General features: G+C 69.7%; 19 protein-coding genes. 7 read left to right on the plus strand and 12 right to left on the minus strand.

What is annotated here, in order from left to right; genetic code table 11:
- Positions 1-7 precede the first annotated feature (7 nt).
- Complete coding sequence (locus tag ACFJGU_RS15215) at positions 8-1,237, minus strand: MFS transporter (protein WP_382304355.1); 1,230 nt, start codon at positions 1,235-1,237, stop codon at positions 8-10.
- 26 nt (positions 1,238-1,263) lie between these two features.
- On the opposite strand from ACFJGU_RS15215, the gene ACFJGU_RS15220 reads away from it, so the two are divergent.
- Positions 1,264-1,971 carry a FadR/GntR family transcriptional regulator gene (locus ACFJGU_RS15220; protein ID WP_382304357.1) on the plus strand — a complete coding sequence of 236 codons (708 nt, stop codon included), beginning with the start codon at positions 1,264-1,266 and terminating at the stop codon, positions 1,969-1,971.
- Between the two features lie 20 nt (positions 1,972-1,991).
- On the opposite strand, the gene ACFJGU_RS15225 is transcribed toward ACFJGU_RS15220, so the two are convergent.
- The 5 genes from ACFJGU_RS15225 to ACFJGU_RS15245 all read right to left on the minus strand — a co-directional run bounded on the left by ACFJGU_RS15225 (position 1,992) and on the right by ACFJGU_RS15245 (position 8,582).
- Positions 1,992-2,216: a hypothetical protein gene (locus ACFJGU_RS15225; protein WP_382304359.1), complete on the minus strand. Its 225-nt coding sequence runs from the start codon at positions 2,214-2,216 to the stop codon at positions 1,992-1,994.
- Positions 2,217-2,333: 117 nt separating this feature from the next.
- Positions 2,334-3,866: a fibronectin type III domain-containing protein gene (locus ACFJGU_RS15230; protein ID WP_382304361.1), complete on the minus strand. Its 1,533-nt coding sequence runs from the start codon at positions 3,864-3,866 to the stop codon at positions 2,334-2,336.
- Positions 3,867-3,927: 61 nt separating this feature from the next.
- The gene (locus ACFJGU_RS15235) at positions 3,928-5,037 is read right to left on the minus strand and encodes an NYN domain-containing protein (RefSeq protein ID WP_382304363.1); all 1,110 of its coding nucleotides are present in this window, start codon (positions 5,035-5,037) and stop codon (positions 3,928-3,930) included.
- Between the two features lie 16 nt (positions 5,038-5,053).
- On the minus strand, positions 5,054-6,703 hold the full coding sequence (locus ACFJGU_RS15240; RefSeq protein WP_382304365.1) for an MFS transporter: 1,650 nt from the start codon (positions 6,701-6,703) through the stop codon (positions 5,054-5,056).
- A 61-nt stretch (positions 6,704-6,764) separates the two neighbouring features.
- Positions 6,765-8,582: a DEAD/DEAH box helicase gene (locus ACFJGU_RS15245; RefSeq protein WP_382304366.1), complete on the minus strand. Its 1,818-nt coding sequence runs from the start codon at positions 8,580-8,582 to the stop codon at positions 6,765-6,767.
- Between the two features lie 89 nt (positions 8,583-8,671).
- Between ACFJGU_RS15245 and ACFJGU_RS15250 the strand changes: the two genes are divergently transcribed.
- A complete protein-coding gene (locus ACFJGU_RS15250; RefSeq protein WP_382304368.1) occupies positions 8,672-9,259 on the plus strand; it encodes an ArsR/SmtB family transcription factor in 588 nt (195 codons plus the stop codon).
- 82 nt (positions 9,260-9,341) lie between these two features.
- Entirely contained in the window at positions 9,342-10,640 is a 1,299-nt protein-coding gene (locus tag ACFJGU_RS15255; protein ID WP_382304370.1) for an MFS transporter, read from the plus strand.
- A gap of 33 nt (positions 10,641-10,673) precedes the next feature.
- Here the strand turns inward: ACFJGU_RS15255 and ACFJGU_RS15260 are convergent, their stop codons facing one another.
- Complete coding sequence (locus ACFJGU_RS15260; RefSeq protein ID WP_382304372.1) at positions 10,674-11,624, minus strand: alpha/beta hydrolase; 951 nt, start codon at positions 11,622-11,624, stop codon at positions 10,674-10,676.
- Positions 11,625-11,686: 62 nt separating this feature from the next.
- On the opposite strand from ACFJGU_RS15260, the gene ACFJGU_RS15265 reads away from it, so the two are divergent.
- On the plus strand, positions 11,687-12,481 hold the full coding sequence (locus ACFJGU_RS15265) for a Pr6Pr family membrane protein (RefSeq protein ID WP_382304374.1): 795 nt from the start codon (positions 11,687-11,689) through the stop codon (positions 12,479-12,481).
- Between the two features lie 3 nt (positions 12,482-12,484).
- Here ACFJGU_RS15265 and ACFJGU_RS15270 read toward each other — a convergent pair whose 3' ends face one another.
- Positions 12,485-13,960 carry a lipase family protein gene (locus ACFJGU_RS15270; RefSeq protein ID WP_382304376.1) on the minus strand — a complete coding sequence of 492 codons (1,476 nt, stop codon included), beginning with the start codon at positions 13,958-13,960 and terminating at the stop codon, positions 12,485-12,487.
- Positions 13,961-14,014: 54 nt separating this feature from the next.
- Complete coding sequence (locus ACFJGU_RS15275; RefSeq protein WP_382304378.1) at positions 14,015-14,653, minus strand: dihydrofolate reductase family protein; 639 nt, start codon at positions 14,651-14,653, stop codon at positions 14,015-14,017.
- Between the two features lie 187 nt (positions 14,654-14,840).
- Between ACFJGU_RS15275 and ACFJGU_RS15280 the strand changes: the two genes are divergently transcribed.
- From ACFJGU_RS15280 to ACFJGU_RS15290, 3 genes are all read left to right on the plus strand, one after another.
- Positions 14,841-17,123 carry a glycoside hydrolase domain-containing protein gene (locus ACFJGU_RS15280; RefSeq protein ID WP_382304380.1) on the plus strand — a complete coding sequence of 761 codons (2,283 nt, stop codon included), beginning with the start codon at positions 14,841-14,843 and terminating at the stop codon, positions 17,121-17,123.
- The gene (locus tag ACFJGU_RS15285) at positions 17,120-18,418 is read left to right on the plus strand and encodes a glycosyltransferase (protein ID WP_382304382.1); all 1,299 of its coding nucleotides are present in this window, start codon (positions 17,120-17,122) and stop codon (positions 18,416-18,418) included. The genes ACFJGU_RS15280 and ACFJGU_RS15285 overlap by 4 nt, the downstream gene beginning before the upstream one ends.
- A gap of 101 nt (positions 18,419-18,519) precedes the next feature.
- The gene (locus ACFJGU_RS15290; RefSeq protein ID WP_382304384.1) at positions 18,520-19,176 is read left to right on the plus strand and encodes a TMEM175 family protein; all 657 of its coding nucleotides are present in this window, start codon (positions 18,520-18,522) and stop codon (positions 19,174-19,176) included.
- Here ACFJGU_RS15290 and ACFJGU_RS15295 read toward each other — a convergent pair.
- From ACFJGU_RS15295 to ACFJGU_RS15305, 3 genes are all read right to left on the minus strand, one after another.
- Positions 19,130-20,737, minus strand: a complete 1,608-nt coding sequence (locus ACFJGU_RS15295) for an MDR family MFS transporter (RefSeq protein ID WP_382304386.1) — start codon at positions 20,735-20,737, stop codon at positions 19,130-19,132. The genes ACFJGU_RS15290 and ACFJGU_RS15295 overlap by 47 nt on opposite strands.
- A 95-nt stretch (positions 20,738-20,832) precedes the next feature.
- Complete coding sequence (locus ACFJGU_RS15300) at positions 20,833-21,477, minus strand: TetR/AcrR family transcriptional regulator (protein ID WP_382304388.1); 645 nt, start codon at positions 21,475-21,477, stop codon at positions 20,833-20,835.
- A 59-nt stretch (positions 21,478-21,536) separates the two neighbouring features.
- Positions 21,537-23,096 carry a Na+/H+ antiporter gene (locus ACFJGU_RS15305; RefSeq protein ID WP_382304390.1) on the minus strand — a complete coding sequence of 520 codons (1,560 nt, stop codon included), beginning with the start codon at positions 23,094-23,096 and terminating at the stop codon, positions 21,537-21,539.
- Positions 23,097-23,263 lie beyond the last annotated feature (167 nt).

The following is a 23,263-nucleotide window of genomic DNA, read 5'->3' on the forward strand; positions in this document are numbered from 1 at the left end:
GAGGTCGTCACCGTGCCGCCTCGTCCTCGAGGAAGCGTGGGCGGGAGGCCAGGATGCCGGCCACCAGCAGGATGCCCAGGCTCACGAAGAGGAACACGAACGAGCCGCTCCACCCGCCCTGCGCTCCGTGCAGGACACCGATGAGCAGCGGGCCGACGCAGGCGATGGCGTAGCCGATGCCCTGCGTGCGGCTGGAGAGCACGGACGATCCGGCCGTGCTCCGCGTGCGCGCGTTGACGAGCGTGAGGCACATCGGGAAGGTGCTCACCCCCAGCCCGAGCGCGGCCACCCAGATCACGGCACCCTCGAGCGGCGCGACGAGCAGTCCCGTGTAACCCACCGCGAGCAGCGCCACGCAGACGACGACGATGACCGCCGGATTGCGCAGGTGCAGCGTCAACGGCGGCACGAGGAACGCCGCACCGAACCCGAACACCGAGAAGAAGGCCAGGAGCGTGCCGGCGAGGGCTGGGTCCGCCCCCGCCTCCACGAGGAGGGTCGGCAGCCAGGTGATGACGACGTAGGTGTTGAGCGCCGTCATCGCGAACAGGAGCACCATCGACCACAGCAGGGTGGTGCGCCAGGCTCCGGGAACACCACCGAGGGGCGGGGGAGCGGATGCCGCGCCGGCACCCGCGCCGCGCCAGCGCTCCCGCCCTGACACGGCGATCCCGATCCACAGCACCGCCGCCGCGGCCGTGAGGATCGCCCACATCCCGATCGCGAACCGCCACCCGGCCGAGAGCGCGATCGGCACCGCGATCAGTGGAGCCACGAACTGTCCGAACTGCAGCAGTGCCAGGTAGAGCGAACTCACCGTCTTGAGCCGCGACGCGAAGTAACGCTTCACGATCGGGACGATGAGCACGTTCGAGGTGCCCACGCCCGCGAACGCCACGATCGTCGACGCGACCAACACCGTCGGATCGGGACTGAGCGCACGCAGCCCGATGCCGAGCGTGGTCACCACCGTCGCCACCGCCAGGGTCATCTCGAGGCCGAGCCGGCGCGACGCGGCCGACGCCACGAAGCCGAAGACGGCGAACGACGCCGTGACGATCGTGCCGAAGGCGCCGTAGAGCGCCGTGCCGAATCCGAGATCGCCGCCGATCTGCTCCAGCAGCGGACTGAAACCGGTCACCGCCGTGCGCAGGTTGACCGCGGTGAGGATGAGCGCTGTGAGCACCAACAGCGTCGTGCGCCGCGTGGTGGACACCGGAGTGGGAGTCGTCGTCATGTCGATCCAAAAGATAGGATGATGGGATGAATCCCGAGGATAGCGTCTTGACGCCCGCCGCGCCATTCATGCGCTCGGGGGTGACCGACTATCTCACCGACCTGTTCCACGAGGAGATCCGGTCGGGGCGGTGGGCGGTGGGGGCGAAAATCCCGGTCGAGAGCGAGCTCGTGAGCTGGACCGGCGCCGGCCGTAATTCGGTGCGCGAAGCCGTGCAATCACTCGTGCAGGCGGGGCTGGTGCGCCGGGAGCAAGGCCGCGGCACCTTCGTCATCGCGCGCTCACAACTCACGCAGACCCTGCAACGCCGGCTGTCGACATCCGCTCGCCGCGACGGCCTCGAATTGCGGTTCGCGATCGACGCCGCCACGGCCGAGCTGGCCGCCGAGCGCCGCACCGAACAGGATGTGCGCGACCTCCGGGCGTTGCTCGACGCCCGCGCCGAGTCGTGGAAGCACCCCGACATCGACGAGCGGATGGCCGCCGACACCGCCCTGCACCGGGCCGTCGCCGCCGCCACCCACAACGAGTTGTTCGTCGAGCTCTACGACGGGCTGCTCGAACTGTTCCGTTCCGTGCTGCGCGCCGACGTCGAGGGCGAGGTCGACCACCACGCGGGCCAGCACGAGCGTCTGGTGCAGGCGATCGCCGACCGGGATGCGCGGGCGGCCCGCGCCGAGATCGGCGACCTGCTCACACCGCTGATCGCAGAGGGAGAGCCGGAGCGGCACTGACCGTCGTCACGGCACAGTCGTCAGTCGGCCGGTTGCGGCACCCTCCGGTCGAGGAGACGGCGGAGCTCTTTGTACCGGGTCTGGAACGCGATGTTCTGCGCGAATCCGTCGCCGGCGTGCAACTCCTCGATGGCGGCCGACAGCCGCTCGACATCGGTGGGCGCGAGTTGATCGACCCGTATCTCGTTGATGGGCGTGCTGATCGCCAACGCGGCGATGTCATCCGTCCAGTATCCGTTCGTCATCCTTCATCCCTCGCAGGTCGGTTGCTTCGTATCGGCGAGGTCCAGGCGAACGCGAAAATCGGTTTCCTCAAGGGTAGAGCGAACACCCGCACAAGTCGAGGAAAGCCCGACGTGCGGCTACGACGAACGCCGGATGCCGCGACGGAGCACCAAGAGTGACGCGCCCGCCACCGCGAGCAGCACCACGAAGCCGATCACGCCGGGCAGCGCACCGTCGCCCGTGTTCGCGAGCGCCGGAGTCGGCGTCGGGGCTGCGGTGGGCGTCGACCCGGAGGCCGCCGTCGGCACGAGCTGACCGTCGGCCCGCACGCGCTGACCGACGCCGTAGTCGTTGACGGCCGCGACCGAGACCCAGTACGCCTGTCCGGCGAGGAGGTCGCCCACCGTCTTGTGCGTGGCGTCCGCGTCGGCCTTCACGGTGACGGGAGCACCGCCGTCGACGGGTGTCACCCTGATCAGGTAGTGCGTGATCGCCGAACCACCGGCATCCTTCGGCGCGCGCCAGTGCGCGGTGACGGCCTCGGAGCCGGCCTCACCGTGCACGTCGGTCGGGCCGGTGGGCGTGCCCGCCGTGGCGCTGATGATCACCTCACCCGTCGTGTTGTCGAAGCCGATCGTGTGCTTGAGGTAGAAGCCGTTGCCCGCGTTGAAGGTCTCGTTCTTGTCCTGGCTGTACAACCCGTACCGGTAGGGATTGACGCCCGGCTCCTCGATCTCCGCGTACGGCTCGGAGGTGGATGACGTCGCCCACGACACCGAGGCCCGCGTCTTCACCCAGCCCAGCAGCACAGCCCCGGAACCGGGCTCCGGAGTGGAGTGCACCGGGTCGACCACGGGCTTGAACTGGTCTCCCCGGATCATGCCGGTGCTCTGACCGGTGTCGAACACGGTGTCGTTGCAGGCTTTCGCGTGGTCGCCCTGGTACTCGATCGTCCAGCACACCTCCGGTTCGTCGAACACCGGCTGGCCCGTCGGGTAGAAGCGGTCTCCGTCCTGCGTGCGCTGCAGCACGGTGTCGGTCTCGCCCGCGTCCACCGGCTTGCCGAGCCGGATCACCGGGTCATCGGCGGTGAAGTCCACGGTGAAGCCGACGCTCAGCTCCTCGCCCAGTTGGGCCAGAGGCGAGAAGAGGTCGTTCTTCGGGTCGCCCTCGTTGTGCGCATCCGCGAGCCGCTGACCGATGCCGATCACGCCGCCGATGTCGTCCTGGTAGCCGAGGCAGTGGGGAGTGCACGAGGTCGCGTCGAGGAACGCCACGTCGCCGGGCGTGGTGACCACCCCGCCCACCTCCACCTGGGCTCGAGCGATGGTGCCCGATGCCGACGACCCGTCGTAGTCGATCCCCTGGGCGATACCGGTGTCGAACACCGGCTCGGTCGGGTTCACGATCGCATCCGGGAACACCACCATGAAGTTGGTTCCCGTGTCGATCATCATCGGGATGGGATCGCTGCCGTTGATCGACACCTCCACCCTCGGCAGGTAGCTCCCGGTCTCGGAGGTCAGGAGGGTCACCGGGATCTCCGGTGGGGCCGGAGGTGCTGCGTGTGCCGAGGTCGCGATCCCGGCCACCAACGCAGTCGCCACCAGCGCGGTGGCCGTCCCGAACGCGCCGAGCCGACGCGCTCCCCAGTTCTGCCGACGTTGCACTGCCGCCCCCTTCATCACCGGCATCCCCCCGGATGCGCGGCGACTCCAGCATAGGGGCGGTTCAGCGGCGGGCGGCAGCCCCCGGACGGAGGCGGATGAGGCGCTGCGGACCCTCCTCCTCGAGCTCGGCCACGTCGGACCGGGAGGAGAGGAAGTCGGTGAACGAACGGTAGCCGAGCGGCTTCTCGTTGAACGACGGGTCCATGCGGCGCATCTGGTTCTTCACGGTGCCCGTGTTGAGCCACTCGTCGGCGTCGCCCTTCGCGTGCCCGATCTGCAGGGCACGCACGAGCAGTTCGGTCGCCACGGTCTGCGGATCGATGTCCTCGGCGGGTTCCGGCTCGTCGAAGGGGGCGTCGTCGCTGTGCGAGAAGGTCGGGATGGTGACCCGGCGCGAGCGCGTCGCCGGCTTCTCGGGCGCGGCGTCGGCGGTGTCGGCGGCATCCGTCGTCTCCGCGGTGTCGGCTTTGCCGGTGGAGGAGGCGCGGCGGCCCGAGGCGCGCTTGGCCGGGCCGCTGGCGGAGGTGCCCGCGCCGGCGCCGGTCGGAGCCGGGGCCGGCTTCTCGATGCCGGGCAGCGAGTCGTAGTCCTCGAACTCGTCGCACGCGGCGGCGAGCGAGGTGCTCGTCGACCCCGCGACGCCGATGCCCACCACGAAGCGGCCGAGACGCTTCGACTTCTGCGCGAGCGCGATGTAGTCGGAGTCGCCCGCCACGATGATCACGTGCGTGAGGTCGGGCAGCCGGAACAGGTCTTCGACCACGTCGACGGCGAGGCGGATGTCGGCGCCGTTCTTCGTGCCACGGGTGGTCGTGGTGAACAACTGCGTGAGGTCGACGGCACGCGACATGAGCTGGCGCTGGTAGGCCGCGTTCACCGGCACCGACCAGTCGGCGTACGCACGGTTGACCACCAAGGTGCCGAACGAGGCGGCGAAGTCGATGATGGCGTTGAAGTCGACCGTCGCGGCGGCGAGGCGCGCGGCGATCTCGGGGTCGGCATCCGGTGCCGACTTGTCGAAGTCGCGGATGCCGTCGCGCTGGAAGGCGTTGCGCCCGTGCAGCTGCTGGTAGCGCGAGATGACGATGTTGTCGAAGTCGATGTACAGTCCGACGCGGGATTCGTTCGGTTCGGTGATGGTGTGCTCCTTGGCGGCTGGCGGAAGACCCAAGCGCGATCCGGTGCCTTCAGTCTAGGGTCGATCCTCTGGGTCGGCGGGGCGCGGTCGGGGCGCGCTCGGGCGCACGCTCGCGCACCGGCACCTCGGCCGGGATGCCGCGGGAGAACAGCAGGGCCAGAACCGAGACCGCGGTGAGGCCGAAGAACGCCACCCGCAGCGACGAGAGCTGCGAGTCGCTGTAGATCGTGGAGAGCGTCTCGGCTTCGTCGGCGCCGAGGCCGGCCTCTTGACCGATCTCGGTCACGCTCGCCGCGGGGACGATCGTGACACCGCCCTCGGTGGCCTGGCTGATCAGGGCTTGCGCGTCGTCCGGGAGGTCACTCGCCGCCACTCCTCCGGCGAAGGATGTCGCGAGCGCGCCGATCAGGATCGAGCCGATCAAGGCGGTGCCGAGTGAGGACCCGAGGTTTTGGAAGACGCCCTGCAGCCCGCCCACCTCGCTCGACTCCTTCTCCGACACCGCCGACATGTTCACGTTGCCGAGCTGGGAGGCGAGGAGGCCGAGCCCTGCGCCGGCCAGGAACATCCCGATGGCGAACAACACGCTCCGGAGGTCTTCGGTGGCCGAGCCGAGCAGCAGCAGCGCGCTGAATACGAGGATCAGCTGCCCCACCCGCACGATCCGCCGCGCCGACCAGACCTTCGACAGCCGGGTGCCGATGATCGAGAGGAGCACGAGCGAGACCGAGAGCGGGAAGATCTTGACTCCCGTCTCGAGGGCGTTGAGTCCCAGCGTCATCTGCAAGTAGACCGGCACGATGAAGAACAGCCCAGCGGTCACGGTGTACTGCAGGCCGAGAACGCTGAGCCCGCTGCGGAGCTGCCGGAGGGAGAACATCTCCATGTGCACGAGCGGAGGGCGACCACCCCGCACCAGGGCGAGCTGCCGGTGCACGAAGGCCCAGACGAGCAGCCCGCCCACCAGCATGAACCACGCGGTGAGCGAGACGCCGAGCGGAGCGATCTCGACCCCGCCGATCTCGGGGGAGGCTAGGGGTCGGATCCAGCCCCAGGTCTTGCTCTGCAGCATCCCGAACACCACGAAGACCAGGCCGGCGGCTGAGAGCAGCACACTCGGCACGTCGATGCGCACCGATTGCCGTGGCGTCGCATCCGACACCCGTCGCGTGAAGATCACGACCACGGCCATGATCACCACCTCGGCTACGAAGACGTAGCGCCAGCTGAAGTAGGTGGTGACGAAACCGCCGATCAGCGGCCCGACCGCCACCGCGCCGCCGGAGACCGCGCCGATGATGGCGTAGGCGGTGATGCGCTCGGGGCCTTTGTAGTTGTCGGCGACCAGAGCGGCGATGGCCGGGATGACGAGCACGGCCCCGAGGCCCTCGATGATCGACCAGCCGAGGAAGAGGACGGCGATGTTCGGGCTCAGCGCCGTCGTCAGCGAACCGAGCGCGTAGACGCAGGAGCCGATGACGAACGCGCGCCGTCGGCCCCAGATGTCGCCGAGTTTCGCGCCCAGCAGCATCACGGCGGCCATCGTCAGCGTGTAGAAGGTGATCGCCGCCTGCAGGGCGGAGACCGTCGTGTCGAGGTCGGCCACCACGGTGGAGATCGACACGTTCATCACGGTGCCGTCGAGCACCATCACGAACTGCGCCGCGCCCAGCACGACGATGACCGACCATTTCTTCATGGCTCAGTCTTGCGCGCGGGCGCACCCCGGGGCATCGCCCTCCTGGGGTGATGCCTCCGGATCAGTCGCGGCGGTAGCGGGGACGGTCCTCGCGCTTGGCCGAGTTGCCGCCGCGGTCGGGGCGCAGCTCGATGAGCACGCCGCTGATGCGGGTGTTCTCGAGGCGGCGGAGCGTGTCGTCGGAGAGGTTCGCCGGCAGCTCCACGAGCGAGAAGTCGGGGCGGATCTGGATGGCGCCGAAGTCACCCCGGTTGAGGCCGCCCTCGTTCGCCAGCGCACCGACGATCTGGCGCGGCTCGACCTTCTGGCGCTTGCCCACCGCGATGCGGTAGGTGGTCTTCGGGCCGCCGTCGCCGCGGGGGGCGCGATCGGGGCGGTCGCCCCGGGCGCCGCGGTCGTAGGAGCCCGAGCCGCCGGAGCGGTCGTCGCGCCGGCCGCGCTCGGGGCGGTCTCCGCGCATCCGTTCGCCCCGGTCGTCTTTGTCGAACCGGTCGAAACGCTGGGCGCGCTCGGCCTCGGCATCGAGCAGCAGGGGAGTGTCGCCCTGGGCGACCACCGCGAGGGCCGCGGCGACATCGGCCTCGGGCACATCGTGGTGCTCCACGTAGTGGCCCACGATGTCGCGGAAACGCTGGATCTGCTCCGGGTCGGCCAGTGCCGCGGTGATCGAGTCGTCGAAGCGCGCGAGCCGGGTGGAGTTCACGTCGTCGACGCTCGGCAGCTGCATCTGGGTGAGCGGCTGGCGGGTGGCCTTCTCGATGCTGGTGAGCATCCGGCGCTCGCGCGGAGTGACGAAGCTGATGGCGTCGCCCGTGCGTCCGGCGCGGCCGGTGCGGCCGATGCGGTGAACGTACGACTCGGTGTCGATCGGCAGGTCGAAGTTCACCACGTGGCTGATGCGCTCCACGTCGAGACCGCGGGCCGCGACATCCGTGGCCACCAGGATGTCGAGCTTGCCCGACTTGAGCTGGTTCACCGTGCGCTCGCGCTGCGCCTGCACCACGTCGCCGTTGATGGCGGCGGCCGCGTAGCCACGGGCGCGGAGTTTCTCGGCGAGCGTCTCGGTCTCGTTCTTGGTGCGGGTGAACACGATCATGCCCTCGAAGTTCTCGACCTCGAGGATGCGGGTGAGCGCGTCGACCTTCTGCGGGTAGGACACCACGAGGTAGCGCTGCGTGGTGTTCGCCGAGGTGGTGGTCTTGTTCTTGACCGTGATCTCTTCGGGATCGTGCAGGTACTTCTGCGAGATGCGGCGGATCTGGGCGGGCATCGTGGCCGAGAACAGGGCCACCTGCTTGGTGTCGGGGGTGTCGGCGAGGATGGTCTCGACATCCTCGGCGAAGCCCATCTTGAGCATCTCGTCGGCCTCGTCGAGCACGAGGTACTTGAGCTCGGTGAGGTCGAGGGTGCCCTTCTCGAGGTGGTCCATGATGCGGCCGGGGGTGCCGACGACGATGTGCACGCCGCGGCGGAGGGCGGAGAGTTGCACGCCGTAGCCCTGGCCGCCGTACACCGGGAGCACGTGCACGCCGCGGAGGTGCGCGGCGTACTTCTCGAAGGCCTCGCACACCTGGAGCGCGAGTTCGCGCGTGGGCGCGAGCACGAGGGCCTGCGGCGTCTTCTGGGAAAGGTCGAGCCGGGAGAGGATCGGCAACGCGAACGCGGCCGTCTTGCCGGTGCCGGTCTGGGCGAGGCCGACGACGTCGCGGCCGGCGAGCAGGGGAGGGATCGTGGCGGCCTGGATGGCCGAAGGCGTCTCGTAGCCGACGTCTTTCAGTGCCTTGAGCACCGCGTCGTCGAGGCCGAGGTCGGAGAAGGTTTGCGAGTCGGGGGCAGTGTCTGCCTCGGCCGACGCGGTGGTGGTGCTGGTGGAGGCCATGCGACAACGGTAGTCCCTGTGGCTGGGTGGAGCGGGACGGCTATGCACAAGAGTTGTGCATAAGAAGTGTGCATGCGAGACTGGGGCGCATGAGCACCGACGACGACTACACCGGGATGCGACTTGACGCGCGGGCGGTGCGGGTGCTGGCGCATCCGCTGCGCTCCCGCATCCTGGGCCGTCTGCGCCTCACTGGGCCGGCGACGGCGACGTCCCTCGCCGCGGAACTCTCGACCAATACGGGCGCCACGAGTTACCACCTGCGGGCTCTCGAAGGGGTGGGGCTCGTCACCGACACGGGGGAGGGCGTGGGCAAGCGACGCCTGTGGCGGGCGTCGACCGACTACCACTCGTGGACCAACTCCGACTTCGCCGGCGACGAGGATGCACGCACCGCACTCGACTGGCTGCAGCGCGACTACATCCGCCAGTTCGCGGCGCGGGCCGAGCGGTGGCTGGATGCCGCCGACGGGTGGCCGCGGGAGTGGGTCGACGTGCTCGGACTCAACGACGCCTTCGTGGAGGTCACGCCGACGCAGGCGGCGTCGTTGCGCGACGACCTCGACGCGCTCCTCGCGCGCTACCGCGCGGCCGGAGCAGGGGATGCCGCCGCCCGGCGCATCCACGTCTCGATCCAGTCCAGCCCCGTCGACCTCCGCCCCCCGCAGGAGCGTTGACGATGGCACGTCGCGTCGCCCCTTCATCTTCATCCGCACGTTTTGGCACGACGGCGAGCCGCGATTCCGCGAAAACGTGCGGATGAGCGCGGGTGAGGTCGCGGTGGGCGGCCGGATCTCGGTGCGGGCGGCGGAGCGGCGGCTCGTGCTGCTGACCGCGACGCGGTGGTTGCCGGTGGGGCTCGTGTTCGGGCTCACCGTGCTGCTCCCGCTCGAACGCGGGCTGTCGCTGGTTCAGGTGGGAGGGCTGCTCGCCCTCCAGGGCGTGGTGGTGCTGGCGCTCGAACTGCCCACGGGTGGGCTCGCGGATGCGCTCGGTCGCCGCCCGTTGCTGATCGCGTCGGGCGTGCTGGCGGTGGGGTCGGCGACGCTCTTCGTGCTGTCGACGGAGTTCTGGATGTTCGCGGTCGCGATGATCGCTCAAGGGGTGTTTCGCGCGCTCGACTCGGGGCCGCTCGAGGCCTGGTACGTCGATGCGGCGCACGCGGCCGATCCCGCGGCCCCGATCGAGCGCGGGCTGAGCCGCGCGGCGACGATGCTCGGTGTGGCCATCGCGATCGGTGCGCTCGCCGGCGGCGGCCTGGTGGCGTGGAATCCGGTGGCCGGTGTCTCGGCGCTCGTGCTTCCGTTCGCGGTGGCGATCGCCCTGTACGCCTTGCACACGGTGCTCGTGGCGGTGCTGATCCGCGAGCCGCGGCGGGCCGCCGGGGGTGGTGGGCGCGGTGGTCGGACGGCGCTGGCCGCCGCCCGGGACGCACCGCGCGTGGTGCTCGCTGGACTGGGGATGCTCCAGCGCTCGCCGGTGCTGCGCGCGATCGTGCTCGTGGAGGTGTTCTGGAGCGTCGCGATGATCGCGTTCGAGACGCTCACGCCGGTGCGCCTGGCCGGTCTGCTCGGGGGAGAGGATGCCGCGGGCGCACTCTTCGGGCCCGCCTCCGCCGCCGCGTGGGGGCTCTTCGCCGCGGGGTCGCTGCTCGCGGGTGTCGCGAGCCGTCGGGTGGGCGTGGCGTGGACGGCGATCGGGGCACGCATCCTGAACGGCCTCTTCGTCGTGGTGATGGGACTGACGGCGGGAGTCGTCGGCCTCGTGGCGGCCTACGGGCTCGCCTACCTCACCCACGGAGCCGCCGGTCCGATGCACAGCACGCTGCTGCACCGACAGGCCACGAGTGCGAACCGCGCCGTGGTGCTCTCGATGAACTCGATGGTGGCCGGTGGCGCCTACAGCCTCGGCCTCCTGCTCTTCACGCCGCTCGCCGAGGGGTTCGGCACGGGGGTCGCGTTCGTGGTGGCCGGTGCCTTCAGCGTCGTCGGCGCTCTGCTCTACCTCCCGGCCCTCCGTCAGGAGAAGGAAGGTCGCGCGACGGCACCGGTCTCGTGAACCGAGCCGCCGCGCGACATCCGTGCCGAACGATCAGGCACGGCCGAACGCCTTGCGCAGTACGTGCACGGCCTGCTCCACGGCAGCCGTCGCCGCAGCGCTCGAGCGCACCGGGTTGAGCATCATGAAGTCGTGGATGGTGGCGTTGTACCGCACGCTCGTGGTTCGCACGCCCGCCGCCGTGAGCTTGCGGCCGTAGGCCTCGCCCTCGTCCCGCAGTACGTCGTTCTCGTCGACGGCCAGGAAGGTCTCCGGCAATCCGGCGAGGTCTTCGAGCGACGCGCGCAACGGGGAGGCCGTGATCTCGCCGCGACGGTCGAGGTCGGGGAGGTAGCAGTCCCAGAACCACGCCATTGCCTTGGCCGTCAGGTGCGGGCCGTCGGCGAACTCGCGGTAGCTCGCGGTGTCCTGCGAGGCGTCCGTCACCGGGTAATAGAGGGACTGGTGGACGAAGGTCACGTCGCCGCGCTGCTTCGCGAGGAGGGCGACGGCGGCGGTCATGTTGCCGCCGACCGAATCGCCCGCGATCGCCAGGCGGGAGGCGTCGAGACCCTTCGAGGCGCCGTCGGTGACGATCCAGCGGGCCGTTGCGTAGGCCTGCTCGATCGCGACGGGGTACCGGGCCTCGGGCGAACGGTCGTACTCCACGAACACGATCGCGGCCTCGGCGCCCACCGCGAGCTCGCGCACGAGGCGGTCGTGCGTCATCGCGTCGCCGAGCACCCAGCCCCCGCCGTGGATGTAGAGCACCGTCGGGAGAGGGGCGTCGACGCCGACCGGCTTCACGACGCGCACGCGCACGTCGCCCACCTCGGCGGGAACGGTGATCCATTCCTCGTCGACGTCGGGCTTGTCGATCGGAGCGGATTGCACCTCGTCGAGCGCGGCGCGGGCACCGGCCGGGCCGAGGTCGTAGACATACGGAGGGTTGGCGACGGCGTCGGCGAAGGCCTGGGCTTCGCGTTCGAGAACGGGCTCGGTCATGGGAAGTGTCCTTTCAGGAGAGGAGGGGAAACACCAGCTGAGACCGTTGAGGCGCCCTGGCTGTGACCACCGCTAGCATGGTGCGGGCGGAGGGGCCGCTCTGGGGGGAGCACGAACACATGACCGAGTCGATTTCAGCGCAGCCGACGGTCGTCGCCGGCGGAAGCACGGGTCGCATCCTGGCCGCCCGCCTCTGGTTCGGGGGCATCGCCGTGGTGGTGGGCGCAGCGCTCATCATCCAGATCGTTCTCATCTTCACCGGCGGGCAAGACGTCAACGCCTTCCAGAGCACGGTGGGGCAGAGCCTCGGTACCCGCTTCTTCCACCTCTTCAGCTACTTCACCATCCAGAGCAACCTCTTCGTGCTCGGCACCTCGATCGTGCTGGCGCTGAACGTCTGGAAGAACGGGCCGGTCTGGCGCGTACTCCGCTTCGACGCGATGCTCGGCATCATCATCACCGGGCTCGTGTACGAGGGCATCCTCGCCGCGCTCGTGCACCCCACCGGCTGGGCGCTGGCGGCTACCATCGGCTTCCACTACATCTCGCCGTGGGCCACCCTCATCGGCTGGTTCGTCTTCGGACCGCGACCCCGGATGCCGTGGAGCACGACCGCCCTCGGCTTCATCTGGCCGATCGCGTGGCTGGTCTTCACCTTCGTGGTGGGCGCGATCATGAACTGGTACCCCTACCCGTTCCTCGACGTGTCGCTCATCGGCTTCGCCGACTCGGTGCGCAACTGCCTCGTCATCCTGCTGATCGGTGTGGTCATCGCGGTCATCCTGACCCTGCTCGACCGTCGCCTGCCGGCCCTCGTGCACGACGGCCCGCCGCGCACACGCAGGCCGCGCCGCTGACGATCAGCCCTCGGGGGCGGTGACCGGCGCCGAGGTCGGCAGGGGAGACGGGGTCGGCACGGGAATCGGTGCGGTCTGGGTGCCGCCGGCGGGCGCGCAGGTGGTGGGTGCCGGTTCGCCCGCGAAGCGGTCGGCGATCCACGAGGTGTACTCGCCCTTGGCGTCGGTCGGGATGGTCTGGTGCGTCGCCCCGTTGTAGATCGTGTACTCCACCGGCTGCCCGAACCCGCAGGCCCGCTCGAAGTACTGCGTGGTGCCGTTCGGGTTCACGACCGTGTCGGCGGTGCCCTGCATCACGAGCACCGGCGCGGTCGGCGCCGCGTAGCCGGGCGTGTTCTCGTCGAGCCGCTTCTGCCAGTCGGCCGGGGTGGTCGGCTGGATGAGCGTCTCGAACGGCGTCGTGAGGTTCGAGCTGAACACGTAGGCGAGATGGTTGACGCACTCGACTCCGGCCGCGGCGAGAGCCTCCTCGCCCTCCTTCGTCACGACATCCGAGGCCTTGAGCTCGGGGTAGGCGGCGAGGAACCCGCGGTAGACGTTGAGTTGCAGGGCCGCGGCGTGCGCGACCGAGACGGAGTTCTCCGGCCCGGGTGCCACCTGTCCGGCGAACTGCGGTCCGTTGTCGGCGGCGGGGGCGAGCGCCGCCGTGCCGAGGAGGTTCAGCGGGGCGCCGTAGGACGTGTCCTGCGCCATCCAGACGGATGCGCCGCCGCCCTGCGACCAGCCCAGCACGACCATGTCGTCGCCGGCCTTCGTGGCCTCGATCTGCTGCGCGGCCTTCACCGAGTCCCAGACGTTGTTGGCCTCGGAGTCGAGCACGGTGTACTGCTGCACGCCCGGGGTGCCGAGACCCTGGTAGTCGGTGGCGACCACGACGTAGCCCGCGGCGAGCATCTCGGTGAGGGCCGGTACGCCGACGTCCTGCTGGAAGGGGCTCTCGTAGGTGAAGTAGTCGACCAGGTCGACCGCGGGCTTCGGCGCGAGCGACGGGGCGCAGTTGCGGCCGCCGCCTTCGGTGCCGTGCGCCCAGGCCACGACCTTGCGGCCGCCCTCGGGGGCGTCGCCCTCTGGCGCCACCACGAAGCCCGATGCCGCGACGGGTGTTCCGTCGTGCAGTTCGGAGAGGTAGAGGATGCGCCAGGCACGCGCGCCGTCGGGCGCGGGCACCTCCTCGGATTCGATGATGTCGCCGTGCTTCCCGCGCGGCAACGGCGACGGCGGCGTGTAGAAGTCCGGGATGCCGAACTGCCCATCGGTGGTGGGATCGACGGCGCCGACCCCGGTGCCACCGGCATACGCACCGCCCGTGGCGTCGGAGGGTGCGGCAGTGCCCGCATTCTCCATGCCCGTGCCGGCGGCCCCGGCATCGGTGCTGCAGCCGGCGACCGAGACCCCGACGAGAACGAACAGCGAAGCCGCAGCCACGATGCTCTTGGACAGGCGCGAGCGCGCAAAAATATCGACCCCGAAGAACCCCATGCTTCGGATGTTAACAGGTTTCAAGAAACTCGGATGTCGCGATGTCCGCGCTGCTCACACCCCGCGATCGGGCTGGCTCATGTCGCCGGTGCCCGGCGTCCCGTCGCCGGGCCCATAGCTCAGGAACACGGTGCCGTGCGGTGAGGCGACCGGCGGCTCGAGCAGTCTCAACGAGGCGGGAAGGCCATCGTGCGGGAAGAGCCGCTTGCCTTTCCCCAGCACGATCGGGTACACCCAGAGGTTCAGGCGATCGAACAACCCCTCGGCAACGAGCGAGCGTGCGAAGTCGATGCTCCCGATGACATGCGTCTCCCGGTGCCGCTCGCGCAGGACCGCCACCTCCGCGGCGAGATCGCGGCCGAGCAGGTGCGAGTCGCGCCAGGCGAGTGCGGGCGTGCCCCGGGAGGCCACGTACTTCGGGATGGAGTCGAACTTTCGAGCGATCGCGTCGTCGGTGCCGTCGAGTTGATTCGGCCAGAAACCGGCGAAGATGTCGTAGGTGCGGCGCCCCAGCAACAGGGCGTCCATGGCCTGGATGCCCGCCATGACCCGTTCGCCGTCGAACTCGTCCATCACCGGCGCCTGCCAGCCGCCGAAGGCGAACCCGCCGTCCGTGTCCTCATCCGGGCCACCCGGAGCCTGCTGAACGCCGTCGAGCGTGGTGAAGAGGTCGATGTGGATGCTCCCGGTCACGATGGTCTCCTTCGTCGCAGTCCCGCCCGACATGCTCGCAAACCCCGCGTGGGGCGTCAATAGGCCCGCGCGGGCGCGTCGACGGCGAGTGGCGGCATCCGTTCGCGAATCCGTCACCGATCGTTCACCCGGCGTCCGCATCCGGAACTTACGCTCCGACGATGACCACCGGATGCGGGTGCCGCGCATGATCGACCACGTCGATCCCTTCATCGGCACCGAGCCCACCGCGCTGCCCGAGCAGACCGGGCTCGCGGCGAGCTGGTGGTGGCCGAAACCGCAGATCGGCAACACGCATCCGGGTGCCACGCATCCGCTCGGCATGGTCTCGGCATGCGCGTACTCGGGCGCCTACCCGACGGGCTACGGCCGTTACGACCTCAGTCTCGAGGGCGTGCCGCCCACGATCTACGACGCGCAGCTAGCGAGCGGATTCACGCACTTCCAGCAGTCGGGGACGGGCGCGATCCGCAAGTACTACAACTACTTCCGCGTGACGCCGATGGTGGAGCCGCTCGACGTGCTCGGCCGCACCTGGGCGCTCACCGAGGAGGAGGCGTCGCCCGGCTACTACACCGCCACCCTCGACTCGGGTATTTCCGCGGAGATCACGGTGGGGCCCAAGAGCGCCGTTCACCGGTACACCTTTCCGCAGCACCAGAACGCCCGCATCGTGATCGACTTCTCGCTCGGCGGACTCGCGATCCCCTACGGCTCCACGATCCCGCTCCGCGCGCATCTCGAGACCGTCGAACCCGGCGTCGCGAGCGGTGTCGTCGCGGCCGAGGGCGCGCCCATCGCGGTGCACCTGGAGTGCGACGCCCCGCACTGGCGGCAGATGCTCTGGTACGACCGGCGGCTGATGCCGGGCGGCAAGCGGCTCGACTTCGATCACATCCGGCCTACCACCCTGCGCCCGTTCGGGCTGATGTGGGCGGGGCCGAGTCAGCCCGGCCAGACGATCGAGCTGAGGATCGGGTTCTCGTTGCGCGGCGTCGAGCAGGCCGAGCGCAACCTGCGCGCCGATTGCGGACCCGGCCCGGCGCGCTTCGACTCGCGACGCGAGCGCACGCAGAAGACCTGGCGGAAGCACCTCAAGACCATCACCGTCGACACGCCGTCGCCCGAGCGCAAGACCGTGTTCTCCACGGCGCTCTACCACTCGCTCATCAAGCCCTCCTTCGCCCACTCCGAGAGCCCGTTCTGGCCGAGCGACGGTCCGTTCGCCTTCGACATCGCGACGATGTGGGACATCTACCGCACCCAGTTGCCACTGCTCACCGCCCTCCAACCGGAGAAGGCCGTCGAGCTCGCGAACGCGCTGCTCACCATCTGCGAGGAGGAGGGGAACTTCCCGATCGGCTATCGGATGGCGCGCGGCAGCGACCGGTTCTCTCGCCAGGGGAGCGCGCTGGCACACACCTTCCTCGCCGACCTCTGCCAACTCGGCGTGCCCGGCATCGACTGGGACTGGGCGCTCGTGCACATGAGCGACGACCTGCGCCGCACCTACGGCGAGGACTACCTGCTGCGCGGTGAGGCGCATCCGATCACCCACACCCTCGACATCGCGTTCGGGTACTGGTGCACCGCGCAGGTGGCTCGGCACGTGGGTGACCGGGCGCTCGCCACCCAGTTCGAGGCTCTCGCGACGCGCTGGGTCAACGCGTACGATCCCGCGACCGGGTTGCTCAAGGACTCCACCTATTACGAGGGCAGCCGCTACAACTACTCCTTCAGGTTGCAGCACGACATGGCCGGGCGGATCGAGGTGAGCGGCGGGCGCGAGCGCTTCGTCGCGCAGCTCGACGCCTTCTTCGGCTTCGGAGCGCCGCCGGTGCGGCAACTGGGCGTGCGGCCGGGCGTCGCCGAACTCGTGGCGGGCTACGAACTGGGACGGTTCGAGGGCCTGAACAACGAACCCGACATGGACGCCCCGTGGGCCTACCACTACGCCGGTCGCCCCGATCGCACGGCCGAGGTGGTGCACGACGTGGTGCACCAGCAGTTCGGCACCGGTCGCGGCGGCCTGCCCGGCAACGACGACTCGGGCGGACTCAGCTCGTGGTTCGTGTGGGCGTCGCTCGGGCTCTTCCCGGTGGCGGGGCAGAACCTCGTGCTGGTGAACGCGCCGTCGTTTCAGGCCGCCGAGATCGCGGTCGGCGGGGGAGCGTTCTCGGTGCGCACCTCGGGGTTCCGTGAGCCCGTCCCGGGTGGTCCGGTGCAGTACGTGCAGGCGGCGACCTTCAACGGGCATCCGCTCGAGCGCAGCTGGTTGACCGGCGCCGAGTTCCACGGTGGCGGGGAATTGCTGCTCGAGCTCGGGCCGGAGCCGAGCGGCTGGGGCACGCGCCTCGTGCCGCCGTCATCGTCCATGGCGGCCGCGACGACGACCGCACCCGCGACCGCGCCCGCGCCCGCGACCGCACCCACCGTCACGACCGCCTCAACGACAGGAGAGACCCCATGACCGCGATCCGCACCCGCCTCGTCATCGTCAATCGGGCCGACCCGGTGATCTGCGGCCACTCGGTGGAGGGGCGCAACCTCGCCGAGACGGCGCTCACCCGCGGCTTCGACGAGGTGCGCATCGTCACCTGGCCGATCGAGCGGCTCGAAGCCGCGGGCCTTCCCCTCAAACCACTCGACTCGGTGCTTCCCTACAGCCCCGGCATCATCGTGGAGCGGCCCGCGCCGGTCGGCGACTACAAGGTGCCCGACGGCCGCTACCTCGCGGGCATCACGGGCCGCCTCGTCGAGCTCTTCACCGACGGCGTGCCCACCGTGGCCCTCTCGCTCTACCTGTCGCCCCACACCATCGCGGTGGCCGACGCCGTGCGCGCGGCCTGGGGCACCGGCCTGCCGGTGAACGTCACCACCATCGCGGAGGCGGTGGGCTCGGATGTCACCAACGTGGTGCGCACGGCGGTGGAGGAGGGGCGGCTGGGAGCGGCCGCGCACATCCTCTCCTCATACCTCTCACAAGACCACTGCGTCGCCGTCTCGGAGTACACCCGCGACCTCATCATCTCGGAGGCCGCGCGGGTCGACGAACAGCACGGCACCCGCTTCGCCGAGCAGTGCCGGGAGCGGATCGCGGTGTCCTACCCGGCCATCGACGCGGCGGCCTACCTCGACCTCGATGCGGCCACCACGGATGCGCTCCTCGAGGCCCGGGGCCTCACACGTGACGGCTACCTCCTGTTCCTCTCGCGACTGACGGATGCGAAGGGTGTCGACGACCTGATCGCCGGCTTCGAGCAGAGCGCGCTCGCCTCCGCGTCCGACATGCCCCTGGTGATCGCGGGCCGCGGTCCGCAGGCCGAGGCCCTCCGCGAGCTGGCCGGGCGCTCGCCGCTCGCGTCGCGCATCCGTTTCCTCGACGACGTCGGGGATGCCGAGAAGCCGCACCTCATGGCCGGCTGCGCCGCCTTCGTGCTGCCGTCGAAGCCGCGCCCCGAGTTCGTGGAGACCTTCGGCATCGCGCTGGCGGAGAAGATGCTCGCCGGCGGAGGCCCCGTGATCACGACGCTCACGGGCGGGATCGGCGAGGCCATCGGCGACCACGCGATCGTGGTGCCGGTGAACGACCCCGCGGCGATCGCGGCGGCCATCGACGAGGCGGTGCTCCACACCACCCCGGCCTCCCGTGCGGCGGCGGCGGACGCCGCTCGTGCCTACGCCCTGCAGTTCGATCGCCACGCCGTCTTCGACAAGCTCTTCGCCTCGATCGCCCTCACCGAACCGCTGCCGCAGGCCATCTGAGGCGATCACCCGTCATTTCGGGAGGAGGAGCGCACAACGACGGCCGTATTCGACCCTCGTTGTGCGCTCCTCCTCCCGAAACGACACCCTAGGCTCAGGGCATGGGTGAGCAGACGGGATCCCGGCGCGAGGTCGACGCCGAGAAGGGCGTCGACCGACTGGTGTTCTTCAGCGACGCGGTGATCGCGATCTCGATCACGCTCATCGTGCTGCCGCTGGTCGACGTGGCACGCGATCCCTCCGGAGGCTCGGCCGCTGAGTTCTTCGCCGAGAACGGTCCGGGGCTCCTCGCCGCGGGCGTCAGCTTTCTGGTGATCGGCTCCTACTGGCGCGAGCACCACCGCATGTTCAACACGGCCATCGGTTTCAACCGGACGCTCGTGACACTCAATCTGCTGTGGCTGGCCGGCATCGCGTTCCTGCCTCTGGCCACCGTGTTGCAGGTCGGCGCCTCGCGAGACGACCGACTGGCCAACATCGTCTACATCGGTTCCATTGCGGTGACCACGGCGCTCCTGCGCAGCGAGGAGGTGGTGCTGGCGCGTGGTGGGCTGCTCGAGCCCGGCGCGGCGCCCAGCACTCGGCAGCTCGCCGTGCACTGGACGCCGGTGGCGCTCACGCTGCTGGCGGCCGCGGTGGCCGCCGTCGCGCCCCAGTCGGGTCTCTACCCGCTGCTGCTCCTCCTGCTCGGGCGACCGATCGAGCGGCTGCTCAGGCCTCGGACTGCACCACTGTCGTCGCCAGCGGGATCTCCTTGACGAAGCAGAGCAGCAGCGCTGCGGCGAGCATCAGCGGCACCAGGTAGAGGTAGACCGGGCTGAGTGCGTTCGAGTACGCATCCACGATCATCGCGTGCATCTCGGGCGGCAGAGCGTTGATGGCTGCCGGCGTGAGAGCGTTCGTGTCGGTCGGCACCGATCCGGCGGCGGCCCCGCCCGCGGCAGCGGATGACGCGAGCTGGTCGGTGAGTCGCGCCACGAACAGCGATCCCACGATCGCCGAGCCGAGCGAGGCCCCGATCTCGCGGAAGAAGTTGTTTCCCGCGGTCGCAGTTCCCACCATCGAGTGCGGTACCGAGTTCTGCACGATCAGCACGAGCACCTGCATGGCGAGTCCGATGCCGAGGCCCAGGATGGCGAGGTAGGAGAGGATCAGCCAGAGCGGCGTGTCGGCGCGCATCGTGGAGAACAGCACGAGGGCGCCCGCGATGATCAGCGAACCGACGATGGGCATCCACTTGTATCGTCCCGTCTTGGTGACGAGGAAGCCACCGCCGATCGCGGTGATCAGCAGGCCGCCGAGCATCGGCAGCAGCATGAAGCCCGACTGGGTGGCGTTGACGCTGTTCACGATCTGGAGGAACGTCGGCATGTAGCCGATGGCGCCGAACATCGAGATGCCGATGGCGAGGCCGCCGAGGGTGGTGAGGGTGAAGTTGCGGTTCTTGAACAGCGACATCGGGATGACCGGCTCACCCGATCGGCGCTCGATCAGCACGAAGGCGACGGCCGAGACCACGGTGAGGATGATCATGCCGATGATGACGGGCGAGTTCCAGTCGTATTCGGTGCCGCCCCACGACGCGGTGAGCACCAGGCCGGCCGCGGCGAGGGCGAGGGTGATCATGCCGGCCACGTCGATGCGCGGCTTCGAGCCCACACCCACCGGCGGCAGCTTGATGAACGCGACGGCGGCGAGGATGGCGGCAATGCCGAGCGGCACGTTGATCCAGAACGCGAGGCGCCAGCTGAGAACGTCGGTGAAGAGACCGCCGAGCAGCGGTCCGGCCACCGAGGAGAGGCCGAACACGACGCCGATGAATCCCATGTACTTGCCGCGGTCGCGGGCCGGGATGACGTCGGCGATGATGGCCTGCGAGAGGATCATCAACCCGCCGCCACCGAGCCCCTGGACGGCGCGGCCGGCGATCAGCCACTCCATCGAGTTCGCGAACCCGCCGAGGATCGACCCGAACACGAAGATCGAGAGGGCGATGACGAAGAGCGATTTGCGCCCCATCAGGTCGCCGAGCTTGCCGTAGACGGGCATCACCACGGTGGAGGCGAGGATGTAGGCCGTCGCCACCCAGAGCATGTGGTTGACCCCGTCGAGGTCACCGACGATGGTGGGCAGGGCGGTGCCGAGGATGGTCTGGTCGAGTGCCGAGAGCAGCATCGCCACCATGAGCGCGGCGAAGATGAGGCCGATCCGCTTCTGGGAGAGCTGAGGCGGACCGTCGGTCGTCGCGGGACCGGCGGCCGTCGCGGGGGCGGCGGTCTCGTCGCGGTCGGCGACCTCGTTCAGTTCAGGGCTGGACATGGCTCTCTTTCGGAAGGGTGTCGGACGGTGACGTGGTGGGGTGCGGCGGTGCGGGCGTGCTGCGGGTCAGTGCAAGTAGGTCAGCGCGAGTCGGGTCAGTGGGAGTCGGCGGCGAGTCCGAGCAGGTGCACGCGGGCGGATTCGATGTGCGTGGCGACGGGCCGACGGCGGCCGGTCTCGTGGGTCCAGGTCTGGAGCCCCAGGCGCAGCACGGCCCCGGTGAACATCACGATCGCCCAGGCGCGGTCGGTGCGCTCGCGGGCGGGCACGAGACCTTCGTCGCCGAGCAGACGTTCGGCTTGCTGCGCGAGGTCCTCTTCCACCATGCCGAGCCGCTGGAAGTCTTTCACCAGCAGCGACGGATTCGCCAGAGCCACGGCCCGGCGCTTGGCCTGGAGTTCGGGCGTGCCGAAATCGATCGAGGCGATCTCGTCGCGCACCGCCGCGATGAGCATGTCGAGCACCGAGACACCGGGCTGGAAGGCGATGGTCGGGATGACGGGCGGACCGAACGCCTTCGAGGCGCCGATCACGGCATCCTCTTTGCTGGCGAAGTAGTTGAAGAAGGTGCGACTGGTGACATCGGCGCGCTGGCTGATGGCCTCGACCGTCACCTCCGCGAGCCCGAACTCCGCGGCCAGTTCGACGGCGGCGACCTCGATGGCGCGCGCCGTCTCACGCTTCTTGCGTTCGCGAAGACCGAGGGTCTCCTCGACCGGATGCGACGCCACGGATGCCATAGTCAAATACTTTCACACTGCGAAAAGTTTCGCAACGCGAAAGTTGGTTGAGTGCTTTCCTACTCGGCTTCGGTGTGCAGGCGGAGTTCTTCGTGGTCGAGGTCGCCCTGCACGCGGAGGAACACGAGGTCGTCGATGCGCCCTGCCGCGCGGAGTTGTTCGATGGCGTGGCGTTTGCGGCCGATGGCCGTGAGCAACAGGCCTCGCACCGCGGCGTCCGCCGCGCGATCAGCGGGGTCGCCCGCCTTCGCGAGGGTCTCGTCGAGGCGCTCGCGCACGATCCGCTGGGCTTCGGGCGGCGCGCCCGCCTCTGCGGCGTCGGCGTCGAGGTGGTCGAGTGCCTCGCGCACCATGGTGGTCAGGGCCAGCCGGTACTCCTCCACCGATCCGTCGTCGCGCGGGAGGCGTGCCCGCTTCAGGATGAGGGGCATCGCGGCCCCCTGGCCCACGAGCAGCAGCACGATGACGCCGAAGGTGACCGCCACGAGCAGCTCGCGGTCGGGGAACCCTAGACCGTCGGCCATCAGGGCCGGCACCGAGAGGGCCGCGGCCAACGACACGGCCCCCCGGAAGCCGCCGCCGATGATGATGGCGCGGATGCGGAACGGCACGCGTCGGTCGCGCTGCGACGGTCGGCGGTCGAGCAGTCGGATGGTCGGTGCCATCGCCACCACCCAGATGAAGCGCACGGCGAAGATCGCCACGGTGACGGCGAGGGTCAGGAGGAGCACGTCCTGCCAGCCGTCTCTCGCGTAGGTCTCGACCACGCTCCGGGCCTGCAGGCCGATGAGTACGAAGAGGGCGCCGTTGATGACGTAGCTGGCCACCCGCCAGAAGTCGAAGGAGAGCGTGCGTGCGTTCGCGGAGACCACCCGGGGCAGGAGGAGGCTGAGCAGGAGACCTCCGGAGACCACGGCGACGACACCCGATCCGTGCGCCATCTCGGCCGGGAGGTACAGCACGAACGGTGTGATGACGGAGACGGTCGCGGCGAGCGAGGGCGTGCGGGCGATGCGCCGGAGGAGGTAGAGGGCGTAGCCGGCGACGAGCCCCAGAGCCACGCCGATCACCACGGCCCAGACGAAGCTGAGTGAGATCTCGCCGATCGACGGATCGCGTCCGGCCACGACCGCCGCCACGGCCACGGAGTAGAGGGCGAGGGCGCTCGCATCGTTGACGAGGCTCTCGCCGCGGAGCATGGTGTCGATGCGTCTCGGCAGGCGCGGGGCCATGGCGGCGACGGCGGTGGCATCCGTGGGGGAGAGCACGGCGCCGAGCACCAGGGCGACCGGGAAGGCGAGCCCCATGAGGGTGCCGATGCCGGCCACGGCGGCGGCCGTGACGAAGACGAGACCGATGCTGAGCAGGGCGATGACTCGGAGGTCGAAGCGGAAGCCGTGCACCGAGATGTTGAGCGACTCCCAGTAGAGCAGCGCCGGGAGGAAGATGTAGAGCACGATGTCGGGCGGCAGTGCGACCTCGGGAACGCCGGGCACGAAGCTGACGGCGATGCCGACCGCCAGCCACGCCCAGGGCGCGGGCACTCGCAGATACCGGTTCGCCAACCCACCCGCCAGCACCGCGAGGCCCAGCACCACGGCGACTTCGAGTCCCTCCATACGCCACAGGATAGTGCTGCGCTGCGACGCTGCACTCTCGTCCCTTAGCGTCGTGCGTCGTGCGTTGTGGGTCGAGCGTGGGTGGTGGGTGGTAGGCCGAGCGCGGGTGGTGGGTCGAGCGCGCGTCGTGGGTGGTGGATCGAGCGTGGGTGGTGGGTCGAGCGTGG

The organism is Herbiconiux sp. UC225_62, assembly GCF_042694625.1.
GTDB lineage: Bacteria > Actinomycetota > Actinomycetes > Actinomycetales > Microbacteriaceae > Herbiconiux.

Bases quoted from the DNA above. Each gene is read 5' to 3' on its own strand.
- ACFJGU_RS15215 (WP_382304355.1), bottom strand. From the start codon at position 1,237: ATGACGACGACTCCCACTCCGGTGTCCACCACGCGGCGCACGACGCTG.
- ACFJGU_RS15220 (WP_382304357.1), top strand. From the start codon at position 1,264: ATGAATCCCGAGGATAGCGTCTTGACGCCCGCCGCGCCATTCATGCGC.
- ACFJGU_RS15225 (WP_382304359.1), bottom strand. From the start codon at position 2,216: ATGACGAACGGATACTGGACGGATGACATCGCCGCGTTGGCGATCAGC.
- ACFJGU_RS15240 (WP_382304365.1), bottom strand. From the start codon at position 6,703: ATGAAGAAATGGTCGGTCATCGTCGTGCTGGGCGCGGCGCAGTTCGTG.
- ACFJGU_RS15245 (WP_382304366.1), bottom strand. From the start codon at position 8,582: ATGGCCTCCACCAGCACCACCACCGCGTCGGCCGAGGCAGACACTGCC.
- ACFJGU_RS15250 (WP_382304368.1), top strand. From the start codon at position 8,672: ATGAGCACCGACGACGACTACACCGGGATGCGACTTGACGCGCGGGCG.
- ACFJGU_RS15255 (WP_382304370.1), top strand. From the start codon at position 9,342: ATGAGCGCGGGTGAGGTCGCGGTGGGCGGCCGGATCTCGGTGCGGGCG.
- ACFJGU_RS15260 (WP_382304372.1), bottom strand. From the start codon at position 11,624: ATGACCGAGCCCGTTCTCGAACGCGAAGCCCAGGCCTTCGCCGACGCC.
- ACFJGU_RS15270 (WP_382304376.1), bottom strand. From the start codon at position 13,960: ATGGGGTTCTTCGGGGTCGATATTTTTGCGCGCTCGCGCCTGTCCAAG.
- ACFJGU_RS15280 (WP_382304380.1), top strand. From the start codon at position 14,841: ATGATCGACCACGTCGATCCCTTCATCGGCACCGAGCCCACCGCGCTG.
- ACFJGU_RS15285 (WP_382304382.1), top strand. From the start codon at position 17,120: ATGACCGCGATCCGCACCCGCCTCGTCATCGTCAATCGGGCCGACCCG.
- ACFJGU_RS15290 (WP_382304384.1), top strand. From the start codon at position 18,520: ATGGGTGAGCAGACGGGATCCCGGCGCGAGGTCGACGCCGAGAAGGGC.
- ACFJGU_RS15295 (WP_382304386.1), bottom strand. From the start codon at position 20,737: ATGTCCAGCCCTGAACTGAACGAGGTCGCCGACCGCGACGAGACCGCC.
- ACFJGU_RS15300 (WP_382304388.1), bottom strand. From the start codon at position 21,477: ATGGCATCCGTGGCGTCGCATCCGGTCGAGGAGACCCTCGGTCTTCGC.
- ACFJGU_RS15305 (WP_382304390.1), bottom strand. From the start codon at position 23,096: ATGGAGGGACTCGAAGTCGCCGTGGTGCTGGGCCTCGCGGTGCTGGCG.